General features: G+C 37.8%; 21 protein-coding genes and 4 tRNA genes. 9 read left to right on the top strand and 16 right to left on the bottom strand.

Annotation, left to right across the window (positions count from 1 at the left end; genetic code table 11):
- Positions 1 to 33 precede the first annotated feature (33 nt).
- The 4 genes from ACFFHK_RS07480 to ACFFHK_RS07465 form a co-directional block, all read right to left on the bottom strand.
- On the bottom strand, positions 34 to 867 hold the full coding sequence (locus tag ACFFHK_RS07480) for a carbohydrate ABC transporter permease (protein ID WP_382371091.1): 834 nt from the start codon (positions 865 to 867) through the stop codon (positions 34 to 36).
- Positions 864 to 1748, bottom strand: a complete 885-nt coding sequence (locus ACFFHK_RS07475; protein ID WP_382371089.1) for a carbohydrate ABC transporter permease — start codon at positions 1746 to 1748, stop codon at positions 864 to 866. Before ACFFHK_RS07475 ends, ACFFHK_RS07480 begins: the two co-directional genes overlap by 4 nt.
- Before the next feature lie 86 nt (positions 1749 to 1834).
- The gene (locus ACFFHK_RS07470; protein WP_382371087.1) at positions 1835 to 3145 is read right to left on the bottom strand and encodes an ABC transporter substrate-binding protein; all 1311 of its coding nucleotides are present in this window, start codon (positions 3143 to 3145) and stop codon (positions 1835 to 1837) included.
- A gap of 24 nt (positions 3146 to 3169) precedes the next feature.
- Complete coding sequence (locus ACFFHK_RS07465; protein ID WP_382371086.1) at positions 3170 to 4270, bottom strand: ABC transporter ATP-binding protein; 1101 nt, start codon at positions 4268 to 4270, stop codon at positions 3170 to 3172.
- Between the two features lie 156 nt (positions 4271 to 4426).
- Between ACFFHK_RS07465 and ACFFHK_RS07460 the strand changes: the two genes are divergently transcribed.
- Positions 4427 to 5119 (top strand): FadR/GntR family transcriptional regulator, encoded by a 693-nt coding sequence (locus ACFFHK_RS07460; protein WP_382371084.1) that lies wholly within the window; start codon positions 4427 to 4429, stop codon positions 5117 to 5119.
- Positions 5120 to 5128: 9 nt separating this feature from the next.
- Positions 5129 to 6208: a Gfo/Idh/MocA family protein gene (locus ACFFHK_RS07455; RefSeq protein WP_382371082.1), complete on the top strand. Its 1080-nt coding sequence runs from the start codon at positions 5129 to 5131 to the stop codon at positions 6206 to 6208.
- A 34-nt stretch (positions 6209 to 6242) separates the two neighbouring features.
- Here the strand turns inward: ACFFHK_RS07455 and ubiA are convergent, their stop codons facing one another.
- Together ubiA and ACFFHK_RS07445 are read right to left on the bottom strand one after the other, a co-directional pair.
- A complete protein-coding gene (gene ubiA / locus ACFFHK_RS07450) occupies positions 6243 to 7103 on the bottom strand; it encodes a 4-hydroxybenzoate octaprenyltransferase (RefSeq protein ID WP_382371192.1) in 861 nt (286 codons plus the stop codon).
- A 5-nt stretch (positions 7104 to 7108) separates the two neighbouring features.
- A complete protein-coding gene (locus tag ACFFHK_RS07445) occupies positions 7109 to 7876 on the bottom strand; it encodes a DeoR/GlpR family transcriptional regulator (protein WP_382371080.1) in 768 nt (255 codons plus the stop codon).
- 207 nt (positions 7877 to 8083) lie between these two features.
- Between ACFFHK_RS07445 and ACFFHK_RS07440 the strand changes: the two genes are divergently transcribed.
- Positions 8084 to 8404, top strand: a complete 321-nt coding sequence (locus ACFFHK_RS07440; protein ID WP_382371078.1) for a DUF5389 family protein — start codon at positions 8084 to 8086, stop codon at positions 8402 to 8404.
- On the opposite strand, the gene ACFFHK_RS07435 is transcribed toward ACFFHK_RS07440, so the two are convergent.
- From ACFFHK_RS07435 to ACFFHK_RS07405, 7 genes are all read right to left on the bottom strand, one after another.
- Positions 8398 to 9339: an alpha/beta fold hydrolase gene (locus ACFFHK_RS07435; protein ID WP_382371076.1), complete on the bottom strand. Its 942-nt coding sequence runs from the start codon at positions 9337 to 9339 to the stop codon at positions 8398 to 8400. The two genes, ACFFHK_RS07440 and ACFFHK_RS07435, sit on opposite strands and share 7 nt — an antisense overlap.
- Positions 9340 to 9394: 55 nt before the next feature.
- Entirely contained in the window at positions 9395 to 9976 is a 582-nt protein-coding gene (locus tag ACFFHK_RS07430; RefSeq protein ID WP_382371074.1) for an NAD(P)H-dependent oxidoreductase, read from the bottom strand.
- 107 nt (positions 9977 to 10083) lie between these two features.
- Positions 10084 to 11268: an elongation factor Tu gene (gene tuf, locus ACFFHK_RS07425; protein WP_382369816.1), complete on the bottom strand. Its 1185-nt coding sequence runs from the start codon at positions 11266 to 11268 to the stop codon at positions 10084 to 10086.
- Between the two features lie 103 nt (positions 11269 to 11371).
- Positions 11372 to 11447 (bottom strand) — tRNA-Thr (locus tag ACFFHK_RS07420).
- 1 nt (position 11448) lies between these two features.
- Positions 11449 to 11523 (bottom strand) — tRNA-Gly (locus tag ACFFHK_RS07415).
- Between the two features lie 28 nt (positions 11524 to 11551).
- Positions 11552 to 11636, bottom strand: a tRNA-Tyr gene (locus ACFFHK_RS07410).
- A 33-nt stretch (positions 11637 to 11669) separates the two neighbouring features.
- Positions 11670 to 11745: transfer RNA gene (locus tag ACFFHK_RS07405), tRNA-Thr, on the bottom strand.
- Positions 11746 to 12140: 395 nt separating this feature from the next.
- Between ACFFHK_RS07405 and coaA the strand changes: the two genes are divergently transcribed.
- A complete protein-coding gene (coaA, locus tag ACFFHK_RS07400) occupies positions 12141 to 13073 on the top strand; it encodes a type I pantothenate kinase (protein ID WP_382371072.1) in 933 nt (310 codons plus the stop codon).
- Between the two features lie 8 nt (positions 13074 to 13081).
- Here the strand turns inward: coaA and ACFFHK_RS07395 are convergent, their stop codons facing one another.
- Entirely contained in the window at positions 13082 to 13399 is a 318-nt protein-coding gene (locus tag ACFFHK_RS07395; protein WP_382371070.1) for a DUF2322 family protein, read from the bottom strand.
- 50 nt (positions 13400 to 13449) lie between these two features.
- Here ACFFHK_RS07395 and ACFFHK_RS07390 point away from each other — a divergent pair, with 50 nt between their 5' ends.
- From ACFFHK_RS07390 to ACFFHK_RS07370, 5 genes are all read left to right on the top strand, one after another.
- Complete coding sequence (locus tag ACFFHK_RS07390) at positions 13450 to 14082, top strand: ABC transporter ATP-binding protein (protein ID WP_382371069.1); 633 nt, start codon at positions 13450 to 13452, stop codon at positions 14080 to 14082.
- Positions 14075 to 14848, top strand: a complete 774-nt coding sequence (locus tag ACFFHK_RS07385; protein ID WP_382371067.1) for an ABC transporter permease — start codon at positions 14075 to 14077, stop codon at positions 14846 to 14848. The genes ACFFHK_RS07390 and ACFFHK_RS07385 overlap by 8 nt, the downstream gene beginning before the upstream one ends.
- Positions 14849 to 14994: 146 nt before the next feature.
- On the top strand, positions 14995 to 16632 hold the full coding sequence (gene pyrG, locus ACFFHK_RS07380; RefSeq protein WP_382371065.1) for a glutamine hydrolyzing CTP synthase: 1638 nt from the start codon (positions 14995 to 14997) through the stop codon (positions 16630 to 16632).
- Between the two features lie 242 nt (positions 16633 to 16874).
- Entirely contained in the window at positions 16875 to 17012 is a 138-nt protein-coding gene (locus ACFFHK_RS07375; protein WP_382371063.1) for an ESPR domain-containing protein, read from the top strand.
- A 31-nt stretch (positions 17013 to 17043) separates the two neighbouring features.
- Positions 17044 to 22683 (top strand): autotransporter domain-containing protein, encoded by a 5640-nt coding sequence (locus ACFFHK_RS07370; protein WP_382371061.1) that lies wholly within the window; start codon positions 17044 to 17046, stop codon positions 22681 to 22683.
- Between the two features lie 190 nt (positions 22684 to 22873).
- Here ACFFHK_RS07370 and murA read toward each other — a convergent pair whose 3' ends face one another.
- Positions 22874 to 24136: a UDP-N-acetylglucosamine 1-carboxyvinyltransferase gene (murA, locus tag ACFFHK_RS07365; RefSeq protein WP_382371059.1), complete on the bottom strand. Its 1263-nt coding sequence runs from the start codon at positions 24134 to 24136 to the stop codon at positions 22874 to 22876.
- Positions 24137 to 24298: 162 nt separating this feature from the next.
- Entirely contained in the window at positions 24299 to 25345 is a 1047-nt protein-coding gene (locus tag ACFFHK_RS07360; protein WP_382371057.1) for an extracellular solute-binding protein, read from the bottom strand.
- Positions 25346 to 25415: the final 70 nt, after the last annotated feature.

Below are 25415 nucleotides of genomic sequence, written 5' to 3'. Positions count from 1 at the left end.
CCTTGAGAATACCAAGTTTTAACAATTAATTTCTTATTTCACTGAACCTTCAGATAATCCGCCTGCTATCTTATTTTGGATAAAGCAGAAGAAGAGTACCGAAGGAAGCACCACTAATACTGAAGCCGCCATCATATCGCCCCAGTCCAAAATCTCTGCACCATTTAATGAACGTAATGCCACTGCAACCGTCATTTTGCTAGTATCGTTTACTAAAATCAGCGCATATAAAAATTCATTCCACGCATTAATAAAGGTATAGATGGCAGTTGCGACAATTCCTGGTGCGACCAGTGGCAATACAATTTTGAAAAACACCGTGAATTTATTTGCACCATCAATCTTCGCAGCCTCCTCAATTTCTATCGGCACTGTTTGGAAAAAACCAACCAATAACCAAACGGCATAAGGCACACTAAAAGACAGATACACAATCACCAATCCTAAACTGGTATTCGCTAAGCCCACTTTTGCCATCACAATGGAATAAGGAATCGCTAATAGAATTGGAGGGAAAATATAGGTAGTAATTAAGACTTTAGACATTATTCGTCCTAGTCTTGGAAAGAAACGAACTATTCCATAAGCTGCCATGGCGGAGATCACCGTTGCGATCAATGTGGTACTTAATGCAATAAACAAGCTATTTTTAATATTGATAATAAAATTTAAGTCATAGATAACATGGCGATAATAATCTAGGGTAAAAACTTTTGGCCAAAAGCTTGTAGGATCCGCTGTTAACTCACCTTTTCCTTTGATGGAAGAAATAACGATCCAAATCAGTGGGAAAACAGCAATTACAGTAACTATCATCAGATAGGTATGCGAAATAATATCGCCTAAGATAGATTTTTGCTTTTTCATGAGTGCGCTCCTTCTTTTTCCCAACGACTAATCACTTTGAAATAGATAAAACAAACAAGTAGTAAGAAGATAAATAACAATACGGTTACTGCTGAAGAACGCCCTAGCATCTTCGTTCCCCACCCCATATTGTATGCAAGGATTGGAATAGTCATCGTTGAATTAGCTGGTCCACCACCTGTCATCAAATAGATAATGTCAAAATTATTGAATACCCAAACTGTTCTTAATACCACTAATAAACCGACCACAACCTTAATATGTGGCAAGGTAATATGACGAAAAACTTGCCATGAATTTGCTCCATCAATTCTCGCTGCTTCATATTGCTCTTGAGGCACGGTCTGTAATGCAGATAACACATTGACCATAATTAATGGCGCACCAAACCAAATATTGACAAACACTAAACTGATAAATGCCCATGTACTATCCGATAAAAAGTTAGGTGCAACTTCCATCAACCCTAATTTCACAATGATATTTGGTAAATAACCATAGACACCGTTTAAAATCCATTGCCACGAAAATACAATCACAATGGTTGGGAATGCCCACGGAATAATTAATAAAATCTTATATAGCCACTGCAAATGACGAATTCGGTTTAGTGCCATGGCGAGTGAAAATCCCACAAGTATCTGCCCTACTAGGGAAAATACAGTCCATTTAATTGAATTTAAGAATGCCCACCAAAATGTAGGATCTGTTAATACTGCCCGATAATTATCAAATCCTACAAACTTGTAATACGGCATAATTAAGTTTTTATTGGTAAAACTATAAAAAATGCTCGATAAAAACGGATACACAAACAGAGTAGAAACAACAATTAATGCAGGTAGTACAAAAATCCATCGGGTATAGTTTTTTGCAATCACGAAACCTCCCCTTCCCATCTTAGTGGGAATAAAAAATCATTAGCTTATTTTGTTCTGAAAGGGGGCAATGCACCCCACATATTTGATTACGGCGCTACCATTTCAAACAATTCATTGAGTTGTTTTTCGGCTTTTTCCGCTGCTACTTTTGGATCAGTACCATTAGCAACAATATCTTGAAACATCGCTTCAATAATATGTTGATTAGTTAATAATCCACCTTGTATTGTTGGACCATGTTCATAACCAATGGCAGCGCCTTTCTCTACCGCCGCTTCAATCACGCTTTCTGCGTGGCTAAATTGTTTTACCATTGGATTATTGGCATACGCTGGCTCGTCAGAGATCCCTTTAATCGCAGGTAACATTCCGACTGGAACGGATTGCAAGAACTTGATATAACGCTCTTTTTGATAAAGTGTTTCAATAAAAGCTTTACTGATTTCTGGATGTTTTGAAGCTTTCCAAATGACAAGTGGTACATTTGATGTTTCAATACCACGATCTGGATCATTAGCATTAATTTTCGGCAGCGGGTACGCATCGATTTCAGCCAATAATTGTGGTGAATTCGCTTTCACTCCACCAATTTGGAAACCTGAGTTAAAGTCAAAAGCTGTCTTACCTTGATAGAAAAGTGTCGCTTGTTTTAACACATCATAATTAATGGAATCTTTTGGAGAGATTTCTTTATACAGTTTCACCCAATATTTGATCCCTTCTTGTGCTAATGGGCTGGTTAAATCTACTTTTAAATCTTTAGTTAATAGACTACCGCCACCACTTCTTACATAAAAGTTAAGGAAACGTGTTGCCATAAAATCATTAGTTCCCATTGGTACAGATAATCCATAAACGCCATCTTGAGTTAACACTTTTGCAGCTTGATATAACTCTTCCCACGTTTTTGGTACTTCAAGATTATGTTTTTTCAATAAATCTTTCCGAATCCACATCACTTGCGCATGCGAATAAAGTGGTAATGAATAATTTTGCCCTTTCACAGTACCTTCATTAATCGCGGCTTCTGAAAACTTATCTCGTCCAATCTTATCAATCAAATCATTCACTGGTGCTAATGCTCCAATATTAATCATTTCCACCACTTGATTTGGTAACGCTGTACTCATATCAGGCACATTGCCTGAAGCAAAACCAGTTGTCCATTTGGTATAGAAGTCATTCCATGAAAAGGTTTCAATTTTAATTTTGACTTTTGGGTGTTCTGTCATAAAGTCATTTGCTGCTTGTTGAATCACTTCTAAACGTGGTCCTTGAGTAAAAGAATGCCATACTGTGATATTTCCTGCTAACTCTGCAGCAAGCGCATAGCTACTAGAAATTGTGGTGCTTAATACAACTGATACGCCAACCGTTAAAAGATGTTTAAGTTTCATACAATGCTCCTTATAAGAGAAAAGTTAGAGAAGAGATTGTTCAGTTTCAGGATCAAAGAAATGCGCACGCTTCATATCGAAAGCAAGACTAATACTTTGTCCCATTTTGATTTGCTGCCGAGAATGTACGATAGCTTTGATACTTTGCTGCCCCACATCAAGATGCACAATATATTCCGCCCCAAGTAACTCTGCTACATTTACTGGTGCAGTGATCATTGCTTTTTGATAACTACCTAATAACAATGGCTCATTGGAAATATTTTCTGGTCGAATACCTAAAATCGCTTTTTTACCTTCCCAATTATGATTTTTTAATACCTCATATTGCTCATCTGGGATACAAAAACTATAACCATCATCAGTAACAAAATGACCTTGTTGTACATAACCATGTAAAAAGTTCATCGTTGGTGCACCAATAAAGCCCGCCACAAAAAGATTATTAGGGTGATCATAAATCTCTTTAGGCGAGCCTATTTGTTGTACAACACCTGCACTCATTACCACAATCCGATCTGCCATTGTCATTGCTTCTGTTTGATCATGGGTAACATAAACTGTTGTCGCATTAAGTTGCGTATGAATACGGATAATTTCTGCACGCATATTACTGCGTAATTTTGCATCTAAATTTGAAAGAGGCTCGTCCATTAAAAAGACCTTTGGTGAACGGACAATGGTTCGACCAAGTGCAACACGCTGTCTTTGTCCACCTGATAGTGCCTTTGGTTTACGATCTAAAAGCGCTTCCAAGCCTAAAATTTTTGCCGCATCTTTTACCTTACGATCAATTTCAGCTTTATCGACTTTGCGGAGTTTTAAGGCAAAAGCCATATTTTCATAGACTGTCATATGTGGATATAACGCATATGACTGGAATACCATTGCAATATCACGATCTTTCGGCTCAACATCATTTACCAAACGATCATCAATATAAAACTCACCTTCTGAAATATCTTCTAATCCAGCAATCATACGTAATGTTGTGGACTTACCGCAGCCAGAAGGACCGACCAATGCAATAAACTCTTTATCTGCTACTTCTAAATTAAAATCTTTTACTGCTTCAAAACCATTGCTATAACGCTTGTAAATATGACGTAATGATAGTGTTGCCATACGCATTCCTTTTATCGTTATCACTCAAGATCTAACTGACAAGCAGTAAAAAATGAGCTACTATTTACACAACCAAGAGATAAGACATCTGATGTCTAACTTTTAGAGATATGATGTCTTGTTTTGCATAAAATTTCTGCGATAAAGATCACAAAAATGAAAAAATCAGCAAAAAAAGCGTCAAATTTAGCGTTACAAGAAGAAATTAAACAACTGATCCTCTCTAGAGGATTAAAAGCTGGCGACCTAATGCCCACAGAAAATGAATTAATGACTCATCTTAATGTGAGCCGTTCTAGTTTACGGGAGGCAGTGAAATCCTTAGAAGCATTACATATTCTTGATATTCATCACGGTGTAGGAACATTTATTAGCGAATCTTCTCTCACTCCGATGATCCAAAGTTTGGCATTTCATACCCAATTACATCTACAAGATAATATAAAATATTTATTAGATATTTTAGATGTACGTGAAATATTACAATATGGTTTTGCCCCTTTGGCTATTGCTAAAATTAGCGATCAAGAGGTCGATGCTTTACAAGAGTTAAGCCTGCAAATGAAGCAACGAGCAAGAGATGGCGAATATTCCATTGCAATAGAATATCAAATTCACTTACAAACCTATCAAGCGATTAAAAATCCTTTACTATCACAATATCTAGATGCTTTTTGGCAAATATTCCAACTACAAGAAGATAATTTACCAACCTCATTTCTTACCTCAGAACAAATTGCTTTAAATTATCAAGAGTGGGTTGATGCTGTAGAAGCTCGAGATATCAATCGTTTTCAGCATAGTGTTTTACTCTATTTTCGTTATTTACGTCAACGCATTAATCCATAGGATTTTTTTATGAAATATCTCAATATTGCTTTAGTCGGCTGTGGATTTTTTGGACAACAACTTGCTGCAGCATTCACGCAAACATCAACAAAACTTGTTGGTGTTACTGATTTACAAATAGGATTAGCACAAGATCTCGCCAATAAATATAATTCTACCGCTTATGCGGATTTACCTAGCTTATTGGCTCAACAATCCGTTGATTTAGTCTTAATTGCAACTTATAACCATAGCCATCGCCAAATTGCTGAAATTGCCCTCCAATATGGTTGTGCTGTTTTTGTTGAGTCTCCATTTACAATTACTCAGCCTGATGCCGATTTCTTATTACAACTGGCTAAACTAAAACAAACCACTATTTTTGTTGGCCACTGTTTACGAGTATTACCTGGACTACAACAAGCAAAACAGATAATACAGCAACAAAGATTAGGAAAAGTTACAGTAGTACGAGCTAATCGACAACGTTGGTTAGATCCTATTTTTCAACCAAATTGGTGGAAAAATAATATTCAACTCACTGGTGGAAAATTATTTCACGAAATCCATGAATTGGATCTATTAGGTTGGCTAGTGGGAGAAGTCGAATATGTCTTTGCTCAATCGACTAACCGAGCTCATTTGGAAACCCCTGATCATCACGATGTTATTCAACTCTTATTACAATTTAAAAATGGCATCTATGGTTCATTAGAAATGGGATCTGCATACCACCTTTTTAAATGGGATATTACTATCCATGGTGAGCTTGGCTCAATGTTAATCAATTTCTTTACTTCAAGCGTTACAATTTCTTTTGCTAATGGACACCGCCAGCAATTTAATCTATATGATGAATTTGAAGCAGATCTATCGTTACGTGAAAGTAGTAAAGGTATCCAAAAATATGGGCAACCCAACGAACGCTGTCCATATTGGCTGACTAGAGCGATTGAATTAGGAGCGTCTAGCGTATTAGCACATTTACAGCAGCAGCAATCAAGTGTGCTATGTGAAGTCCCCGCTAGAGCAATTTGTATTGCTGATGCCGCAACACGTTCAATGAAAAATAAAACATTAACGTTAGTTACTTATTGTAAAGAAGAATGATCAAAAAGCTGTCAATATTCCGAGTTGACAGCTTTTATTCGGACACACCCACAACAACCGCAATAAAAATCCACATTCCGACATAATTGTTATTAAGAAATGCTTTAAAACAGGCTTCTCTTGCTCGCATTTTTGTCATCTTGCATTGATAAATAAAATGAGTGGCTGCAATCGCTAATACAAAAAAATAACCATTATTTAAGTTTTTCGTTTGCCCTAAATAGATTAGCAATAACAAGGCGATAAACTGTAATAAGGCAATAATTTTATTATCATATTCAGCAAATAAAATTGCGGTTGACTTTACCCCAATTCGCAAATCATCATCACGATCAACCATTGCATATTGCGTATCATATGCGATTGTCCACGCTAAATTTGCTAAAAATAGAATCCAACAATCTAATGGTAATGCCTCTACTGTTGCGCCATATGCCATTGGAATAGACCAACCAAAGGCTGCACCTAAGAATATCTGCGGTAAATGCGTGTAACGCTTCATAAAAGGGTAGATAAAGGCTAATACTACGGCAATGACAGATAAAGCAATCGCATAGAAATTCAGTTGGATTACTAATAAAAAGGAACAAAAAATTAAGATAACAAACAGAATTTTCGCTTCTTTTTCAGATACAGCTCCTGTTGCAAGCGGGCGTTGATAAGTACGTTTCACTTTGCCATCAATATGTCGATCCGCATAGTCATTAATCACACAACCTGCGGAACGCATAAAAACAACACCCAATACAAAAATAAGCAATATCTTCAGATCAGGCAGACCACCTTTCGCTAACCATAATGCCCATAATGTTGGCCATAATAATAAAAAAGAACCAATAGGTTTATCTAACCGCATTAATCGCGCATAGCTTACCCATTTAGCAAAATTCATCATTCCAATCATACTTGGCAAGGACATACTTTAACCACTAAATTGGTATTTTCTACCATTGTAGCGATTTCTGTTGGTAGTGGACGATCAGTAAATAAATAATCAAACATAGTAAGCGGTCCTAAACGAACCATCGCTCGGCGTGAGAATTTTGAGTGATCCGTAACTAAAATACTTGTACGAGAACTTTCAATAATTGTCCGTTTTACTTGGACTTCATGGTAATCATAATCGAGTAATGACCCATCATGATCAATCGCACTAATCCCTAAGATGCCAAAATCTAAGCGAAATTGTGCAATGAACTCCATTGTTGCTTCACCAATAATCCCACCATCTGGACGTAATCCACCACCAGCAATAATAATTTGGAAATTTTCTTTTTCCATTAAAATATGTGCTGCATTTAAATTATTAGTAACAATCCGTAAGTTTTCATGATCTAATAATGCTCGAGCAACCGCTTCAGCAGTAGTACCAATATCAATAAATAATGAAGAACCATTAGGAATTTGTTGCGCTACACATCTAGCAACCCACTCTTTTTCTTGACACAACAGTGTTTTACGTGAGGCATAATCACTATTTTCTGAGGTTGATGGCGAGGCAGCTCCACCATGATGACGACGGATTTCATTTTTGGTTGCTAATTCATTTAAATCTCGACGAATCGTTTGTGGACTAACATTTAATTCAGCAACTAATTCTTCGGTACTGATATAACCGTGTAATTTGACTAATTCAATGATACGGTTATGGCGTATTGCTTGTTTCATAACTCCCTCGCCTAATCTGATTATTCCGTTGTCATTCTACTAAAAATCGACATCTTTTCATTAAATTTTTGTGAAAAATCATAATGATTTACTTCTATTCCACCCAATATTTAATCCTGTAAATACACATTCACTGCATAATCCTAGAGGTGAATCACAAAATTCGCTATACTGTCGTTCACCATTTTGAATTAGTTACTCTTCTATATGCGTAGAAAAAATAATTTTCCTGATAGATTTTCAAAATTTTCGTGGGCAATCGCAATCTTTTGTGTACCTGTATTCCTTTGGCCACTCTCTTTATTGCTCTCACCAAGCTTAAAGCAAAACCCAACTTTAAATGAAACAGCATTAACGAATATGTCCGTTTTTATGTGGAGTTATCCGTTACTACTTTTCCTCTTAGCAAGGATTATTTACAAATTACATCTACGCTATCCGAAATTTGCCCATTATTTATTAGCCATATGCTTTGTTTTATTTTATTTAGCAGTATTAATTATTGCTGTACAAGGTTTTCATTACTGATTTAAAAATTGGCTAACCGTTTGTAGTGCGGTCTCTCTGATCGCATCGCTTTCAAACATAATTTCATGTCTAGCCCCTGCTATTTCAATAACATCAGCAAAAGGCGTGATGGAAAATAGCTCCTCAACTTTCTTTGTTGAGACAATACGCTCTTCACCAGATTGTAAAATCAGCATAGGTATCTGTATTTTGTCGATTAATTTAGGTAGTTTTTTAAATGCAACTAGACAACGATGTACCCAAGCAAAAGTTGGACCACCAAGACGAATATCAGGGTATTGCATCGCCATCTGATTCATAAATTCCAATCTTGCTTGGCTATGTGTTAAATCAGTTGTTTTAATATCTGCTGGCTGCCAAGGTCCTTTCGTAAAAACATAATGACGAGAAAATCCTAATAGCACCATTAAAGCTACAACCACTTCGTTTCTTAATGCAGTTTCTTCTCTTAAGCCTAAAAACGGCGAAGAAAGAACCGCTTTACTGAACTGATGAGGATAAGTCGCTAAATAATTCGTTGCTAATAATCCCCCCATCGAATGAGCAAACAATACTTGCTGTTGATATTCTTTCTGTTGTAATACTGTCTGAATCACAATATCCATATCATCAATATAATAACGGAACTCATCAATAAAGCCTTTTTCCCTCTCTTTTAATAAGCGATCAGAAAACCCCTGACCTCGATGATCAAACTGTAAAACATCATAACCTTGTTGATAAAAGTCATAGGCAAGTTCACTCCATTTAGCAATATTCTCTGCTCGACCATTTACTAAAACGATTAATTTTGTATGTGCAGTGTGAGTTAAATGACGATAGGCTATCTTTTTTTGCGCATTGCCAATGAGATATTGAATTGGAAATTGCTCAACAAACGGAAGCAGCTCTTCAGCAACAAATTGTGGAAAATGATTTTCTCTTGCTAATAACATAAATTCTTACATCAATAAAAAAGATAAAGTCGCACAGACTTTATCTTTTCTAGGATTATTTAGCAAATACTTTACTTAAATGCGCCTTATATTCTGCAATATGTTGTTCCACATTTGGATTTTTAATCACATCATTGCAAATAAAGGTTGGTAATGCGGTGATACCTAAAAACTCATTCGCTTTTCTAAAATGGAAATAAACACCATCAACACCTTTACCTTCAAAAAAATCACCCTCACGCTCAAATGCTTCAATCGGTGCATTCCAAGTAAGCGATAACATATGCTTTCTACCTTGTAATAAACCGCCTGTCCCATACCCCTCTGTTGGATTAACTCGATGTCGCCCATCACTTTGATAAAGTTTTCCATGACCATAAGTAAATACTTCATCAATATATTTCTTCACGATCCATGGTTCACCCATCCACCAACCAGGCATTTGCCAAATCACAGCGTCCAACCAAACAAACTTTTCAATTTCTGTTTGAATATCATAGCCAGTATCAATCACTGTTTCTTGTATCTCATGACCTAAAGCAACTAATGTTTCTTTTGCCACATTATGCAACGTAGTATTCAATTCGCCTGCCGAATGACCAAACGCTTTCCCACCATTCAAGAGTAAAATCTTCATTTATTTTTTTCCTTTATTTGAATATTTCCGTAATAAACTTTCTTTGCAACAAAAAACAAGACCCGCCTAAATAGACGGGTCTTTTCTTCTTTTCTGTTTCTTATCAATTACTTGATAATGCTCGCTACCACGCCAGCACCTACTGTACGACCACCTTCACGGATAGCAAAACGTAAACCTTGGTCCATCGCAATTGGGTGGATTAAGCTTACTGTCATTTTGATGTTATCTCCAGGCATTACCATCTCTACGCCTTCTGGTAACTCAATGGTTCCCGTTACGTCAGTTGTACGGAAGTAGAACTGTGGACGGTATCCTTTGAAGAATGGTGTATGACGTCCACCTTCTTCTTTTGATAATACATATACTTCTGATACGAAGTCGGTGTGTGGTGTGATTGAACCTGGTTTCGCTAATACTTGTCCACGTTCGATTTCTTCACGTTTTGTTCCACGTAATAATGCACCGATGTTCTCACCTGCACGACCTTCGTCTAGCAATTTACGGAACATCTCAACACCTGTTACTGTTGTTTTGGTAGTTTCTTTGATACCAACAATTTCAACTTCTTCACCTGTTTTGATGATTCCGCGCTCTACACGTCCTGTTACTACTGTTCCACGTCCTGAAATTGAGAATACATCTTCAATTGGTAATAAGAATGGTTGGTCAATTGCACGTTGTGGCTCTGGAATATAGGTATCTAGGTGATTTGCTAACTCTAGAATTTTTTCTTCCCATTCTGCATCGCCTTCTAATGCTTTTAATGCTGAACCACGTACGATTGGTGTGTCATCTCCTGGGAAATCGTATTGAGATAGAAGTTCACGTACTTCCATTTCTACTAATTCTAATAACTCTTCATCATCTACCATATCACATTTGTTTAAGAATACGATGATGTATGGTACACCTACTTGGCGTCCTAATAAGATGTGCTCACGAGTTTGTGGCATTGGACCATCTGTTGCTGCTACGACTAAAATTGCGCCGTCCATTTGTGCTGCACCAGTAATCATGTTTTTTACATAGTCAGCGTGTCCCGGACAGTCAACGTGTGCATAGTGGCGTGTTGCTGTATCATATTCAACGTGTGAAGTGTTGATGGTGATACCACGCGCTTTTTCTTCTGGCGCATTGTCGATTTGGTCAAATGCACGTGCCGCTCCACCAAAGTGTTTCGCTAATACTGTGGTGATTGCTGCTGTTAATGTTGTTTTACCATGGTCAACGTGACCGATTGTACCCACGTTAACGTGCGGTTTTGTACGTTCAAATTTTTCTTTAGACATGGAAAGTCCCCTAAAAAAAACACGGTTATCGATGGCGTATAACTACCACATTAACCAAAGATAATTACAGGATATTGACTAAAAAAGGAAAGAAAAATAGAGGTGGTGCTGATAGGCGGATTTGAACCGCCGACCTCACCCTTACCAAGGGTGCGCTCTACCAACTGAGCTATATCAGCGTGGAGCGGGCAGCGGGAATCGAACCCGCATCATCAGCTTGGAAGGCTGAGGTAATAGCCATTATACGATGCCCGCACCTATATTCATCTGTCCCATCATAAAATGGTGGAGGGAGAAGGATTCGAACCTTCGAAGGCTGAGCCAACAGATTTACAGTCTGCCCCCTTTGGCCGCTCGGGAATCCCTCCACAGCGCTAATGCAAATACTTACTTGAGAAGTATGGTGCCGACTACCGGAATCGAACTGGTGACCTACTGATTACAAGTCAGTTGCTCTACCTACTGAGCTAAGTCGGCATCGTTAAGCAAGTGAGGCGTATTATAGGGATCTTTTTTCTTCTGGCAAGACTTTTTTTGAAAAAAAATAGGATTTTTTATCAGTAGCCTAAATCTCAAGCAAAAATTGTCTGTTTTTTGCAGTTTCCGCCTAAATTCCCAGCAATTCTCTTTCGTACTTTTATTTTTATCACTAAATTTAATCAGAAAAGCACCTAAATGAATACCATAAAATGCGCAAAATCACTTAAATATAGATAAATCCATCTTAATTCTCAATATGAAGAATTATCTAACAAAAACACCTGTTACTTATTCATGAATAACAATAATTTAATTACTTTTGCCTTTTCACGTTGCTTTCTATAACATACAGCCATCATTTTCTCTAATCTCATTAAAATAAGAAGGGTGTTGTGATCAATCAGTCTGCAAACAATTTTTCTCCTTTTTTAATTTTTGAACGAGAACAATGGGCGGCGTTACGAAAATCTGTCCCTCTCTCACTCACAGAACAAGATTTAAAACCATTATTAAGTGTTAATGAAGAACTCTCTTTAGATGAAGTTCGTTCTATTTATCTCCCTTTAGTTCGTTTGCTAAATTACTATATTGAAGAAAACCTACAACGCCATACTGTGATTCAACGCTTTTTAGATATTAATAAGCCCAAAGTTCCCTATATCATTAGTATTGCTGGTAGCGTAGCTGTTGGAAAAAGTACGACTGCTCGCATTTTGCAAGCGTTATTAACTGAAGAAAATCGGCGTGTTGATTTGATAACAACCGATGGTTTTCTATATCCATTAGAGAAGCTAAAACAGTTAGACTTGTTGGGAAAAAAAGGCTTTCCTGTATCGTATGACACCCATTCACTGATTCAGTTTATGTCTGATATAAAGTCAGGTAAACAACAGGTCAAAGCACCAGTTTATTCTCATCTTATTTATGACATTATTCCTGATACATTTACAGAAATTAATCAACCCGATATTCTGATTATTGAAGGACTAAATGTATTACAACACAGCCATAAAACACACAATTTATTCGTATCTGATTTTGTTGATTTCTCCATTTTTGTTGATGCCGAAGAAGCCTTATTAAAAAGTTGGTATATCAAACGATTTCTCAAATTTAGAAAAGGGGCTTTTGCTGATCCAAATTCTTATTTCCACCATTACGCAAAACTCACCGAAAAAGAAGCGATTGAAATTGCATCTCATATTTGGGAGAGCATTAACGGCGTCAATCTACATGAAAATATTTTACCAACGAGAGAACGGGCAAGTTTAATTTTAGTAAAGGGTGAAGATCACGCCATTAAAACGGTAAAGTTACGAAAGTAAAACGCTAACTATTTATGCCAAATTTTTAGGGTAAATTGTTGATTTTGTTTAATGACAGTAAATAGTAAGTCAATGTTTGGGTGTTTTCCTGGATATTGACTGGCATCAATACGATGTTCAGCAAACCATTCTAATCCTTGTGTTGCACTTTCTTGATTCAACTGACAAGCAAATTTTTCTGCTAACGCATTATAAACCCGCAATGATCCTAATTTTCCCGCTATAGCAGGGATAGTATGAACAATCTCACCGTGTAAATTTAAAATGTCAATTTGATGAATATCATCAATAGGTGGCAAGGTCATCAAAATTTGTTGGAAATTCATATACAATTTCTCCTGTTATTACAAAATATAGTATCAAGTTAAGGTAAGTTATGTCTGTTATTTTAAGTGCTGAAAATGTTGTCTTTCAGCAAAAAATTCGCTATCCCAAAATTGAAATTTCCAAAGGTCTAGCCACTTTTCTACAAGGACCTAGTGGCTGTGGTAAAAGTACATTACTACATTTATTTAATGGTACCAAGCCACTTACAGAAGGAAATATTTTATATAAAAATCAAAATATTCAACAACTTGATAAAATAATATTGCGTCGTGAAATTCTTCTTGTCTCTCAACAAACCTATCTTTTTTCTGGTTCAATTTTAGAAAATTTTCAACAATATCATCATTATAGAGAAAGTAATGTTCCTCCTGTTAACGATTTACAACAATACCTTAGTATTTGCCAACTGCCTTTCTCTCTTGAACACACGGTTACCAATTTATCTGGTGGAGAAAAACAAAGGGTGTTCTTAGCGATTGCATTAAGTTTTAAGCCACAAATCTTAATGTTAGATGAGCCTACCTCTGCACTAGATCCTACTATTGCAAACCAAGTCTTATCTAGCTTAAAGCAATATTGTTTACCTCATACTACCTTAATTGTCATTAGCCATGATCATACGCTCACACAACGTTATGCCGATCATATAATTGAATTAAAAAAGGAGAATGGCGATGAATAATATTACAGAAATCCAATTCATTAACTTTAGTTTGGTTTATCTACTCCTATTAGTTGTGCTTTTTATTATGAAAAAGTGCCAAATTAACCAATCAAAATTGCTGTTTGTTGCTAGCCTACGTATGACAATCCAGCTAATTCTGGCTGGTTTCATTCTTACTTATATCTTTAAAAATCCCCACCCTATTTTTACGCTACTCTACCTCGTTGCAATGATTATTTTTGCGGTACATCGTGTACTGTCAAAAAATCCTAGCTTGAATAGGCATTTTAAATATGCCATCGCAGGTTCAATTTCATTTTCAGGATTAGCGGTATTAGCCTTTTTCATTATTGTTGTGGTAAAAGAAAATTTCTTTCACCCACAATATGTTATCCCACTTAGTGGAATGATTATGGGAAATGCGATGACTGGTGTAAATCTTGGCGTAAAAACTTTTCGTGAAAGTTTAGCCAGTGAACGCCAACGTATAGAAACGCTGTTAAATTTTGGTACCACACCACAACGCATTTTGACGCCATTTGTGAATCAAGCATTGGAAAGTGCATTATTACCAACGTTAAACTCAATGGTCGGTATGGGTATTGTTGCCTTACCAGGTTTGATGACAGGACAAATTCTCTCGGGTACCTTACCAAATACAGCGATTCTTTACCAAATTGCAATGATGATTGCGATCTGTACTGCCGTTTGTTTATCTGTTTTTGGTTCGCTCTATTTCGGTTATCGTTCTTTATACAATAAAGATCAGCAAATGACTTGGTAATGAATTTAGAGATTGTCTTTCAAGGCAATCTCAGATTCTGAGATTGAGTTAAATTGATAAATCCTGTAAACTACTATCCCGTCTTGATACTTAGGTATCTCTCAATCTTAAATTTCCACTCACTTTTTATTAAATAGGCATAAACAATGGCAACCAATTATATTTTTGTCACAGGCGGTGTCGTTTCTTCTTTAGGTAAAGGTATCGCAGCGGCATCTCTTGCAGCTATTTTAGAGGCTCGAGGGCTAAATGTTACCATGATGAAACTGGATCCTTACATCAACGTTGATCCAGGTACAATGAGCCCAACACAACATGGTGAGGTATTTGTTACGCAAGACGGCGCTGAAACCGATCTTGATTTAGGACATTATGAACGTTTTATCCGCACCAAAATGACCAAACGTAACAACTTTACCACTGGGAAAATCTATTCTGAAGTATTACGTAAAGAACGTCGTGGCGATTATCTTGGTGCAACTATTCAAGTTATTCCTCATATTACCAATGAAATTAAAGCAAAAGTTATTGAAGGTGCTGCTGGACACGATGTTGTCATTGTCGAGGTTGGTGGCACAGTTGGTGATATTGAATCTTTACCATTCTTAGAAGCATTGCGTCAACTCGCAGTACAAGTGGGTAGAGAAAGAACCTTATTTATGCACTTAACACTAGTGCCTTATATTGCCACAGCGGGTGAAGTGAAAACAAAACCAACACAACATTCCGTGAAAGAATTGCTCTCAATCGGTATTCAACCAGATGTATTAATCTGCCGTTCTGATCGCATTATTCCACCAAATGAGCGTGCGAAGATTGCACTTTTCTGTAATGTGCCAGAAAAAGCGGTTATCTCATTAAAAGATGTTAATTCCATTTATCAGATCCCAGCATTACTAAAATCTCAAGGTTTAGATGACTTTATTTGTCAACGTTTCCATTTAGATTGCCCTGAAGCAGATCTTTCTGAATGGGAAAATGTACTATATCAAGAAGCAAATCCAACAGGTGAAGTTACCATTGGTATGGTTGGAAAATATACTGAATTACCAGATGCTTATAAATCAGTAAATGAAGCACTTAAACACGGTGGTTTAAAAAATAGATTAAGTGTGAATATTAAATATATTGATTCACAAGATATTGAATCAAAAGGAACTGATTTATTAAAAGGCTTAGATGCAATTCTTGTTCCAGGTGGTTTTGGTTATCGTGGTATTGAGGGCAAAATTCTGACCGCACAATACGCACGCGAAAATAATATTCCTTATTTAGGTATTTGCCTAGGAATGCAAATTGCTTTGATTGAATATGCTCGTCATGTTGCAGGAATGAAAGATGCAAGTTCATCAGAATTTGATAAAAATTGTCCTCAACCTGTCATTGGCTTAATTACAGAATGGCAAGATGCAGAGGGAAATGTTGAAGTTCGTAGTGATAAATCTGATCTTGGTGGCACAATGCGCCTTGGTGCCCAGCAATGCCATTTAGTAGAAGGTAGCTTAGCTCGCCAATTATATGGCAAAGAAACTATCGAAGAACGTCATCGCCATCGTTATGAAGTGAACAATAAATTATTACCGCAAATTGAAAAAGCGGGGTTAAAAGTAACAGGATGGTCAGCTGATAAGAAATTGGTTGAAATCATCGAAGTGCCAAATCACCCTTGGTTTGTTGCTTGTCAATTCCACCCGGAATTTACCTCAACCCCGCGAGATGGACACCCTTTATTTACTGGCTTTATTAAAGCAGCTTACAGTTATCAAAAACAACAAGAAAGCTAATCTTACACATTAACATCTCCCTCCCTAAAAAGGAGGGATAACTACCATTCTTTACTCTTTCTAGAAAATGATACTCAATAAATTCTTACTGACTTTAAAAATACGTTTTGTAAATTAAAAATCCCCTCTCCCCTAGCACTTATCAAAAAATATGCTAAAATTTTGCCTTTTTATCATTACGCCATACTTTTTTATACGTAAAATTTAATTTTATTTGTATTAAAATTACATTAGGAAAAATTATGAATAAGATTTATCGAGTTATTTGGAATACCACATTAGGCGTTTGGCAATGTGTATCTGAATTAACTCTTGCTAAAGGAAAAACAAAAACTATTAAAGAAAACAATCTAAATCATCAATGGGAGGGGGGTAGCTAAGGTATTTCTTCTTTCTGGTTTAGCGGTCAGTGTGCAATCTGCTTATGCAGGAACAGTAACAAAAACAGATGTAGAGATCCCAAATGAAGCAGATAGAAGAACCTATTCTGTCTTTAATGATTTCCGCTGGAATACTAGAGAATCAAGTTTATGGCTTAAAGGTGGTTCGATTACAACAGATAACGCAACAGGTAATGAAATCTATACGCAGGTATCGAATAAATGGACAGACTCTATCGTTTTAACCGGTGGTCATACATTTACGATGAATAATAACTCTGCCCTGCATCAAGATCTTCAAGATATTGCGATTGGTTTTAATGGAAATATTGTAGAAGGCTGGGGGTCAGGTCGTGGTAACACTATTATAGCTGACGGATCTGGCACAGCAACATTAGCTATTAATTCAGGTAGCCAGATTAAAGTAAAAAGAAACACTCTACTATATGGTGGCAGTACCTTAACGCTCGATGGCGGTGAATTAACATTAGCCAGAAGTAACCTATACTTTAAAAATTTAAATAACCAAACAGCCACCCTTAATTTACAAAATAATGCTAAATTAATTATAGATATTACAGGAGTGGCCGTTAGCAGTAATACAGGTAATGATAATAATACCCAATGGAATATCTTAAATAAACAAGACAGTAACACTAAAGTAGTAATCAATATTGGCGATGCAACCCTAAGCGTCAAAAATATGGCTAGCAAATATACCTTCCTATTTAATAAATTAACTAAAGACGATCAAATTAACCTAACTGGAACCTTTACTGTCGATGTTGACCAAGGTAAAGGTGTCGTATTTAGAGATGGAACTGAATCAAATAAAACCCCGAACCTAGTTGTTTTTAAAGGTACTGGTGGGATTACTAAAACGGGTGGCGGTACATTAGTTCTTACAACAGATCATGAATATACTGGTACAACTACTATTAACGAAGGAACTTTATCATTTGGTAGTTGCTCTACTAATAGCGGACCAGGCAATACCCATTCTTGTAAATTACATAACAATACGGCATCAATGGGTGGCGTTGCTGGCAATATCGTGATTAATGAGAACGCAACCTTAGCACTCGACCACGGTAATAGAGAAAATACTCTCCATGCAAATAACGTGATCTCAGGAAGCGGAAACATCATCAAATATGGCACGAATAAAGAAATCATTATTGCCAATAGTGATGAATATACTGGTGCAGTTGATGTTAAAGGCGGCACACTTGCTTTAGGTAATGGTGGCGAAACCGGAAATCTTGGTACCGCAAGCATCACCCTCCAATCAGGTGCAACACTTGAAGTAAACCGTAGCAATGAAATTACCGTTGCCAATAAACTAAGCGGCGCAGGGAATTTAACACAAGTCGGTTCTGGCACAACTATCGTCAACAATACCGCTAACGACTTTACTGGTACCACCGCAATTACTGGCGGAACATTGCAATTTGATAACGCTGGCGCAATGGGAAATGCGACATCAGCGATTTCAACCGGCACCGATGCAACGAAAAAAGGGACTTTAAAACTTAACTTTGCCGATCCTGCGACATTAACCCGTCAAGTTACTGGCACTGGGAACTTTGAAAAAGCAGGCGCTGGCAAGCTTATCCTCAATGGTGAACATAATTACACTGGAAAAACTACGGTTTCAGGTGGTCAACTCGAATTAACCACTGGTAGCAGCATTAGCCATACCAGCGATGTATTAATTGATGACAACAAAACCTATACAACAGATGAGGTTATTCCAAAACTTACGGTAGCGGGTGGTACCTTAACCACGACCAATAATGCTGGAGATTATGGCGATGTTGTCGTGGACAACGGGACGCTAGAAATCACCAGTGGTAGTGCGACAGTAGGCAATATTAAAACCCTTGACCCACACGCCACCGATAGCGATAAAGCAACGGTTACTGTGGCAGCGGGCAGCACCCTAACCACTAATTTAGTCAATGGTGATACGCTCTTCCAAGACTTCAACTCAACCACCAATGCGGCGGGTGAAAAAGGGAAAGATGGCATTACCGTTGATGGTACATGGAATGCGAATGTGGCTGCTGACGCAACGGTAAATCAAGCGAGTACCGCAGATGTTACTGGCTCAGGGACATTCAATAAACAAGGTAATGGAACACTTAATTTAGCCGCTAAAAACACCTTTGGTAGTGTAAACCTAGAAGATGGTACCTTAGATGTTTCCGCCAATCTCACCACCGATAATTTGACCGTTACTGGTGATGCGTTAAATGTTAAATCAGGCACAGAGTTAACCGCAAAAGAGAGCGCCAAAATTAACGGCGGTACCGTAACCGTTGAACCAAAAGGCGAAGGCGAGAATGCGAAAGCTGGTAGTCTGAAAGTCGGCGAAAATGGCGATAAAAACCTCGAGTTAAATGCTGGTACATTAGATGTCAAAGGAAATTTGGCTGCGGGTAATATTATTGCCACCGAAGACCCAAGCAATGGAAAACAAGCAAAAGTGAGTATCGCCAAAGGGGCAGACGTAACCCTGACGCCAAGCGATGACAAACCACTATTTGATGGGCTAAATACCAAAGATGGCGATGAGAGCACCAAAGATATTATCGATATTGCAGGTAAACTGACTGTTAATACCACGCCAAATAAAACCGTAACGCAAAATGCAAATGCGCCTTTCTCCGGTACAGGGACTTTAGCGAAAGCAGGAGAGGGTACGCTTGATTTAACTGCAAAGGGTAATAAGATTGGTCAGGTTGATGTGGACAATGGAACCTTGAATGTAAAACAAGGCGACTTAACCAGTGGTACCACCAACATTAACAAAGGCACATTAGCCGTTGATAATGGTGCAACCTTGAAAAACACTGGTCCTTTAAATGTCGGTAACGGCGACGGCAACAAAGATGTGAAGCTTGATATTAAAGCAGGCGCAACCGCAACAGTTGACGGTGCATTAACAGTGAAAAGTGATGGGAACCTAACCAATGCAGGTACTCTCACCGCAAAAGATAAACTTACCGTAAATGGTGGTGATGTTGATGTAACTGGCGGTAACTTAAACGCTGAAAAAGGCATTGAGGTCAATAATGGCACCATTGATGTTGAGAAAGGTACAACATTAACCGCTGGTACACAAACCACGCCAGCAGACATTAAGTTAAACGGTGGGGATTTAACCGTAGCGGGTGAACTTAACGCGCGCAACATTACCTCTTCTGATGCAACAGATGGGGATACCAATGCGAATGTTACTATCAAACCTGACGCCACAGTTAACCTCAAACCAGCAGACGGAGATACCTTATTTGATGGCTTTAACACCGCCAAGGGCGACAATATTGGTGTGGGCGGTACCTTAAATGTGGACGTCCCTGCAGGTGGTACCGTCAGCCAAGAACCTACCGCCGCAATTTCAGCAGATAAAGAGGGCAATAAAGGTACTTTAAACAAAAATGGTGAAGGTGAGTTAAAACTGACTGCACCAGAAAATACCTTAGCAGCAACCAATGTTAACGACGGTAAGCTTACAGTCGCTAAAAACTCTAAATTAAACAGTGAGAATGTAACCGTTGGTAACAAAAAAACAGATACAGCGGGTAATGATGCCGACTCGCCTGATGCCTTAGTAGTTGAGGGTGAAGTAGTTGCCGATAACGTATCTGTTGAAGAGGGCGGTGCATTATCGGTTAAAGAGGGAGCAGAAGTAACCGCAAAAGAATCAGCAAAAATCAATGGCGGTAGCGTAACGGTAGATGCCAAAGAGAGCGATGACGAAAATGCAAAAGCTGGTAGCCTCAAAGTCGGTGAAAATGGCGATAAAGCGTTAGAAGTCAATAAAGGTAGCTTAACCGTTAATGGTGATTTAACCGCAGCCAATATTATGTCTGATCCGTCGCAAGCAGGCGCTGATGACAACGCTAGCATTACGATTGGCGAAAATGGAAATCTAAATTTAAAACCAACCGATGACACCCCATTATTTAATGGCTTGAATATCGGTGATGGCGATACTATCGCAATCAATGGTAACCTCAATCTTGATATTGACAAAGATAAAAGCATTGCATTAGCGCCGACAGCAGCACTGAGCGGTACAGGTGCATTAAATAAAAACGGTGAGGGTACATTAGAAGTTAGCAACCAAAATCCAGCCTTCACAGGGGCAACCAATGTGAAGAGCGGAAAACTGGCTATCACTAATGGCGGAAGCTTACCAAATAGCGCTGTTACGGTAGAGGATAATGCTACTTTAGCTGTTGATGAAAATGGGGCTGAATTAGGTAGTTTAACCGTTAAGCCAAATGGTACGGTAGAACTGAAAGTTACCCCTGAAAAAACAGGAAAAGTTAGAGCAAAACGTGCAACCTTAGATGGAACGTTAAATCTTGACCTGCAAAAAATTGATGACATCAATGATTTAGACACAGCGCTAAAACACCCACTTATTGAGGTAACAGACGCAGACGGCAGAGATGGTAACTTTAAAGAGGTCAATCTTTTAGGAGAGTTCGCAAAAGAAAACTTCACGCCAAAAGTTACCACTGATGGCAATAATGTTGATATTTCATACTCTAGAAAAGATAAAAATGGCTTAACCAAGATTGCAACGGATAACGCACCACGTGCATTAGGAGTGGCTAAGGTATTAGATGAGATACTCACTAATGACCCAAATGGTCCATTTGCTGACCTTTCTCGTCGTAACTTTGAGAATAATGCAGATGCGCAAGATGCCTTACTTTCTGTCTTGCCAAGTTTATCGGGCGCAAGTAGCCAAATTGTGGCAGATAGCAGTAAACAGTTAGCAACATTGGCAGATAATTATCAACAATGTGATGCACATGAAAATCTTGATGGCGATCCTCTCTGGGTGAAACCATTCCATAGCCAACGCCAGCAGCATCAATATAAAGGTGCCTCAGGTTATTATGATGAAAGCTATGGTTTCGGTATCGGTGCGGAGCGCTGCTATAACGGCAATCGTTTTGGCGTTATGCTAGGTTATGTGGAAGATAGCGCAGTCAGTCGTGAATCACCATCAGCGCAAAGCGTGAAGAGCAAAACTGTACAAGCAGGTATCTATGGTAACACGCCATTAGCGGGTGATTTAGCGTTAGACTATAAGGCTGGCGTGGGTTACAGCAAAGTGGATACGGAACGTAAGTTTAGCTTCTTAAGTAATACCGCTAGTGCAAGCTATGGCAATAAAATTGCCTATGCAGGATTGGGGTTAACTTTACCAAGCACGCTTTCTGACACCGTGAGACTCGAAAGCTATGCACGTTTGGATTACCACTTAGTGAGAAATAACGCATATGCAGAAAAAGGCGCAGGTATCTTAAACCTACACGCAGACGCGGGAAGTTTTGAGACGATGACCAGCGAAGTTGGGGTAAAAGTGAAAGTACAAGTTGCTCCAAATCTTTTAGTCGGTGCAAATGCCAATGTTGGCTACAACCTAATGGCAGAACCTGCTTCGGTGAGAGCGTCATTCCAAGGTGCGAAAGATAAATCATTCGTTACCGAAGGTACACAAGAAAACTGTTTATCAACTGGCGCAGGCGTGAGTGTGGATTATAAACTTTCACCACTTGCGAGTTTGTCTGTTGGTTACAATGTTTCTAGCCGTAAGGGTTCAGTAGAACAAACCCCTAGCGTGTCGTTTAAAATGGTCTTTTAAACATTAAAGCGTTAATCAATGATGATGAAAATGCCACCAGTAGGTGGCATTTTTATTTGAGGTAGGTCGTCCTTTAGGACGAAATCTAAATCTAAATCCAAATCTAAACCTAATAAAAAATCCCCTCCTTTTCTCAAGAAACAAAAAACCCCTGCTAAAGCAAGGGTTTAAAACTACGAATAATCTAATCTTACACTGAGAAACGTTCAATATGAGCGCCTAAACCACGCAATTTTTCCTCAATACATTCATAGCCACGATCAATATGATAAATACGATCCACTATCGTTTCACCTTGAGCAATACACCCCGCAATCACCAAACTTGCAGAAGCACGAAGATCCGTTGCCATTACTTCTGTGCCAGACAAATGATCTACACCATGGCAAATGGCTGTATTACCCTCGATTTCAGCTTTAGCTCCCATACGAATTAATTCTGGAATATGCATAAAACGATTTTCAAAAATGGTTTCTGTGATAATACCAGTACCATTTGCCACCATATTCAATAAGGTAAATTGCGCCTGCATATCTGTCGGGAACCCTGGGTGAGGTGCAGTACGAATATTCACAGCTTTAGGACGTTGTCCAATCATATCCAACGTAATGCTATTTTCTGTTACATCAATTTGCGCCCCTGCCTCACGTAATTTTTCAATTACAGCATCTAAGGTACTTGCGCGTGTGCCAAGACATTCTACTCGACCACCTGATACCGCGGCTGCGACAAGGAATGTTCCTGTTTCAATACGATCTGGTATTACTGTATGTTCACAGCCCCCTAAGCGATCAACGCCTTCAATAGTAATGGTATCAGTTCCTGCCCCTTGAATATTTGCCCCCATTTTCTGCAAAAATTCCGCTGTATCAACAATTTCTGGCTCTCTCGCCGCATTTTCAATTATAGTTGTTCCTTTTGCTAAAACTGCGGCAGTCATAATTGAAATCGTAGCACCAACACTGACTTTATCAATCACAATACGTGTGCCTTGTAAACGTGATGATACGAACGATTTGACATAACCATCTTCTAAGATAATTTTTGCACCTAATTTTTCTAAACCTGAAATATGAAGATCAACTGGTCTAGCACCAATCGAACAACCTCCAGGTAAAGAGACTTGCCCTTGATTAAAACGCGCTGTCAGTGGAGCTAATGCCCAAATAGACGCACGCATTGTTTTAACCAATTCATAAGGCGTAACAAAACTAGTTACATTACTCGCATCAATATAAACACTTTGCTCACCGCACCACTCAGCTTTTATACCTAATTTATGCAAAATCTTTAATGTGGTTTCAATATCACGCAAACGTGGCACGTTATGTAATGTTACTGGCTCTTCTGCAAGAATTGCAGCAAATAAAATTGGTAATGCCGCATTTTTCGCACCAGAAATATTAACGGTGCCTTTTAAACACGTCCGCCCATGTACACGAAACTTTTCCATAAAAAATCCTATAAAGTATTTTTTAATTATTATTAAATAATAACTAAATTAGCTTCTAATAATTTATTAATACAACTCCCTCATTATGCAATAACATAATGAGGGAGACTAAATATTGTGGTGTATTATATACGTTTCTTATTGAAAAATCGTTGAAAACGCTTAATTAGTTTTTAACTTATTCCAATATTTCTCATAAATATCAATAGCATCACCAACATCTGCTTGTAAAATTCCTTTTCGTAATTCTTCTTGTGGTGGGAAAAGTGTTGGATTATTTGCATCATCTTCCGAAAGCAACGTTTTTACACCATTATTTGGCATAGAAAAGCCCATTGTTTCAATCACTGCTTTTGCACTCTCTGGGCGAAGCATAAAATCAATAAATTTATAGGCTGCATCTTTATGTTTCGCATTTTTAGGAATCGCATAGTTATCTATCCAAATAATGGCGCCTTCTTTAGGAAAAATAAATTGAATATGTTCATTTTCTTTATTTGCTCGGAAAGCCGAACCATTCCAGATCATGCCTAAAGATACCTCGCCTTGTAAATAAGGCACATCTGGAGAATCTGAATTAAATGCCAATACATTTGGCACTAATGTTTTCAATAAATCATAAGCAGATACAATTTCTTTTTCATCTGTTGTATTTGGTGAAAAACCCTTTATTAATAAAGCAATATGAAATACTTCGCGAGAATCTGCAGTTAATAAAACCTTTCCTTTATATATTGGATTCCATAAATCAGACCAGCTAGTAATCTTACTTGGTTCTATTTCCGCTGTATTTATACCAATCCCCGTCAACCCATAAACATATGGTAATGAATATTGATTATTTGGATCAAAATCTCTATTTAATAATTCAGGACTAATTTGAGCAAAATTCTTTAATTTACTTTTATCTAATTTCGCTAACATTCCCTCCTTTGCCATCTTGCCAATATAATAACTAGAAGGAAAAATAAGGTCATATCCACTGCCATTGGTTAATTTCATTTTTGAATACATTTCTTCATTACTTTCAAATGTAGAATAGACCACATCAATGCCAGTTTCTTTTGTAAACTGATGAATCAAAGTCGTTGGAATATATTCTGTCCAGTTATAAATGTAGAGCTTTTCTGCGGCAAGAGATGAACTAAATAAGATAGGAAAGGAAAATAGAATTGATTTCAATAATTGAGAAAAAGATAAAAATTTCAATTTGCGAATCCTCCAAAGCCAGCTTTTATACAGCAAAACAATAATGAATCAAAATGCTATTGAGTATAAC

Source organism: Gallibacterium trehalosifermentans (assembly GCF_042433055.1).
GTDB lineage: Bacteria > Pseudomonadota > Gammaproteobacteria > Enterobacterales > Pasteurellaceae > Gallibacterium > Gallibacterium trehalosifermentans.
The sequence above is the reverse complement of the archived record's forward strand: the minus strand, read 5'-3'. Positions and strand labels throughout refer to the sequence as shown.

Excerpts from the sequence above, each read along its gene's own strand:
- ACFFHK_RS07480 (WP_382371091.1), bottom strand. The coding sequence starts at position 867 with ATGAAAAAGCAAAAATCTATCTTAGGCGATATTATTTCGCATACCTAT.
- ACFFHK_RS07470 (WP_382371087.1), bottom strand. The coding sequence starts at position 3,145 with ATGAAACTTAAACATCTTTTAACGGTTGGCGTATCAGTTGTATTAAGC.
- ACFFHK_RS07465 (WP_382371086.1), bottom strand. The coding sequence starts at position 4,270 with ATGGCAACACTATCATTACGTCATATTTACAAGCGTTATAGCAATGGT.
- ACFFHK_RS07460 (WP_382371084.1), top strand. The coding sequence starts at position 4,427 with ATGAAAAAATCAGCAAAAAAAGCGTCAAATTTAGCGTTACAAGAAGAA.
- ACFFHK_RS07455 (WP_382371082.1), top strand. The coding sequence starts at position 5,129 with ATGAAATATCTCAATATTGCTTTAGTCGGCTGTGGATTTTTTGGACAA.
- ubiA (WP_382371192.1), bottom strand. The coding sequence starts at position 7,103 with ATGATGAATTTTGCTAAATGGGTAAGCTATGCGCGATTAATGCGGTTA.
- ACFFHK_RS07445 (WP_382371080.1), bottom strand. The coding sequence starts at position 7,876 with ATGAAACAAGCAATACGCCATAACCGTATCATTGAATTAGTCAAATTA.
- ACFFHK_RS07440 (WP_382371078.1), top strand. The coding sequence starts at position 8,084 with ATGCGTAGAAAAAATAATTTTCCTGATAGATTTTCAAAATTTTCGTGG.
- ACFFHK_RS07435 (WP_382371076.1), bottom strand. The coding sequence starts at position 9,339 with ATGTTATTAGCAAGAGAAAATCATTTTCCACAATTTGTTGCTGAAGAG.
- ACFFHK_RS07430 (WP_382371074.1), bottom strand. The coding sequence starts at position 9,976 with ATGAAGATTTTACTCTTGAATGGTGGGAAAGCGTTTGGTCATTCGGCA.
- tuf (WP_382369816.1), bottom strand. The coding sequence starts at position 11,268 with ATGTCTAAAGAAAAATTTGAACGTACAAAACCGCACGTTAACGTGGGT.
- ACFFHK_RS07395 (WP_382371070.1), bottom strand. The coding sequence starts at position 13,399 with ATGAATTTCCAACAAATTTTGATGACCTTGCCACCTATTGATGATATT.
- ACFFHK_RS07390 (WP_382371069.1), top strand. The coding sequence starts at position 13,450 with ATGTCTGTTATTTTAAGTGCTGAAAATGTTGTCTTTCAGCAAAAAATT.
- ACFFHK_RS07385 (WP_382371067.1), top strand. The coding sequence starts at position 14,075 with ATGAATAATATTACAGAAATCCAATTCATTAACTTTAGTTTGGTTTAT.
- pyrG (WP_382371065.1), top strand. The coding sequence starts at position 14,995 with ATGGCAACCAATTATATTTTTGTCACAGGCGGTGTCGTTTCTTCTTTA.
- ACFFHK_RS07375 (WP_382371063.1), top strand. The coding sequence starts at position 16,875 with ATGAATAAGATTTATCGAGTTATTTGGAATACCACATTAGGCGTTTGG.
- murA (WP_382371059.1), bottom strand. The coding sequence starts at position 24,136 with ATGGAAAAGTTTCGTGTACATGGGCGGACGTGTTTAAAAGGCACCGTT.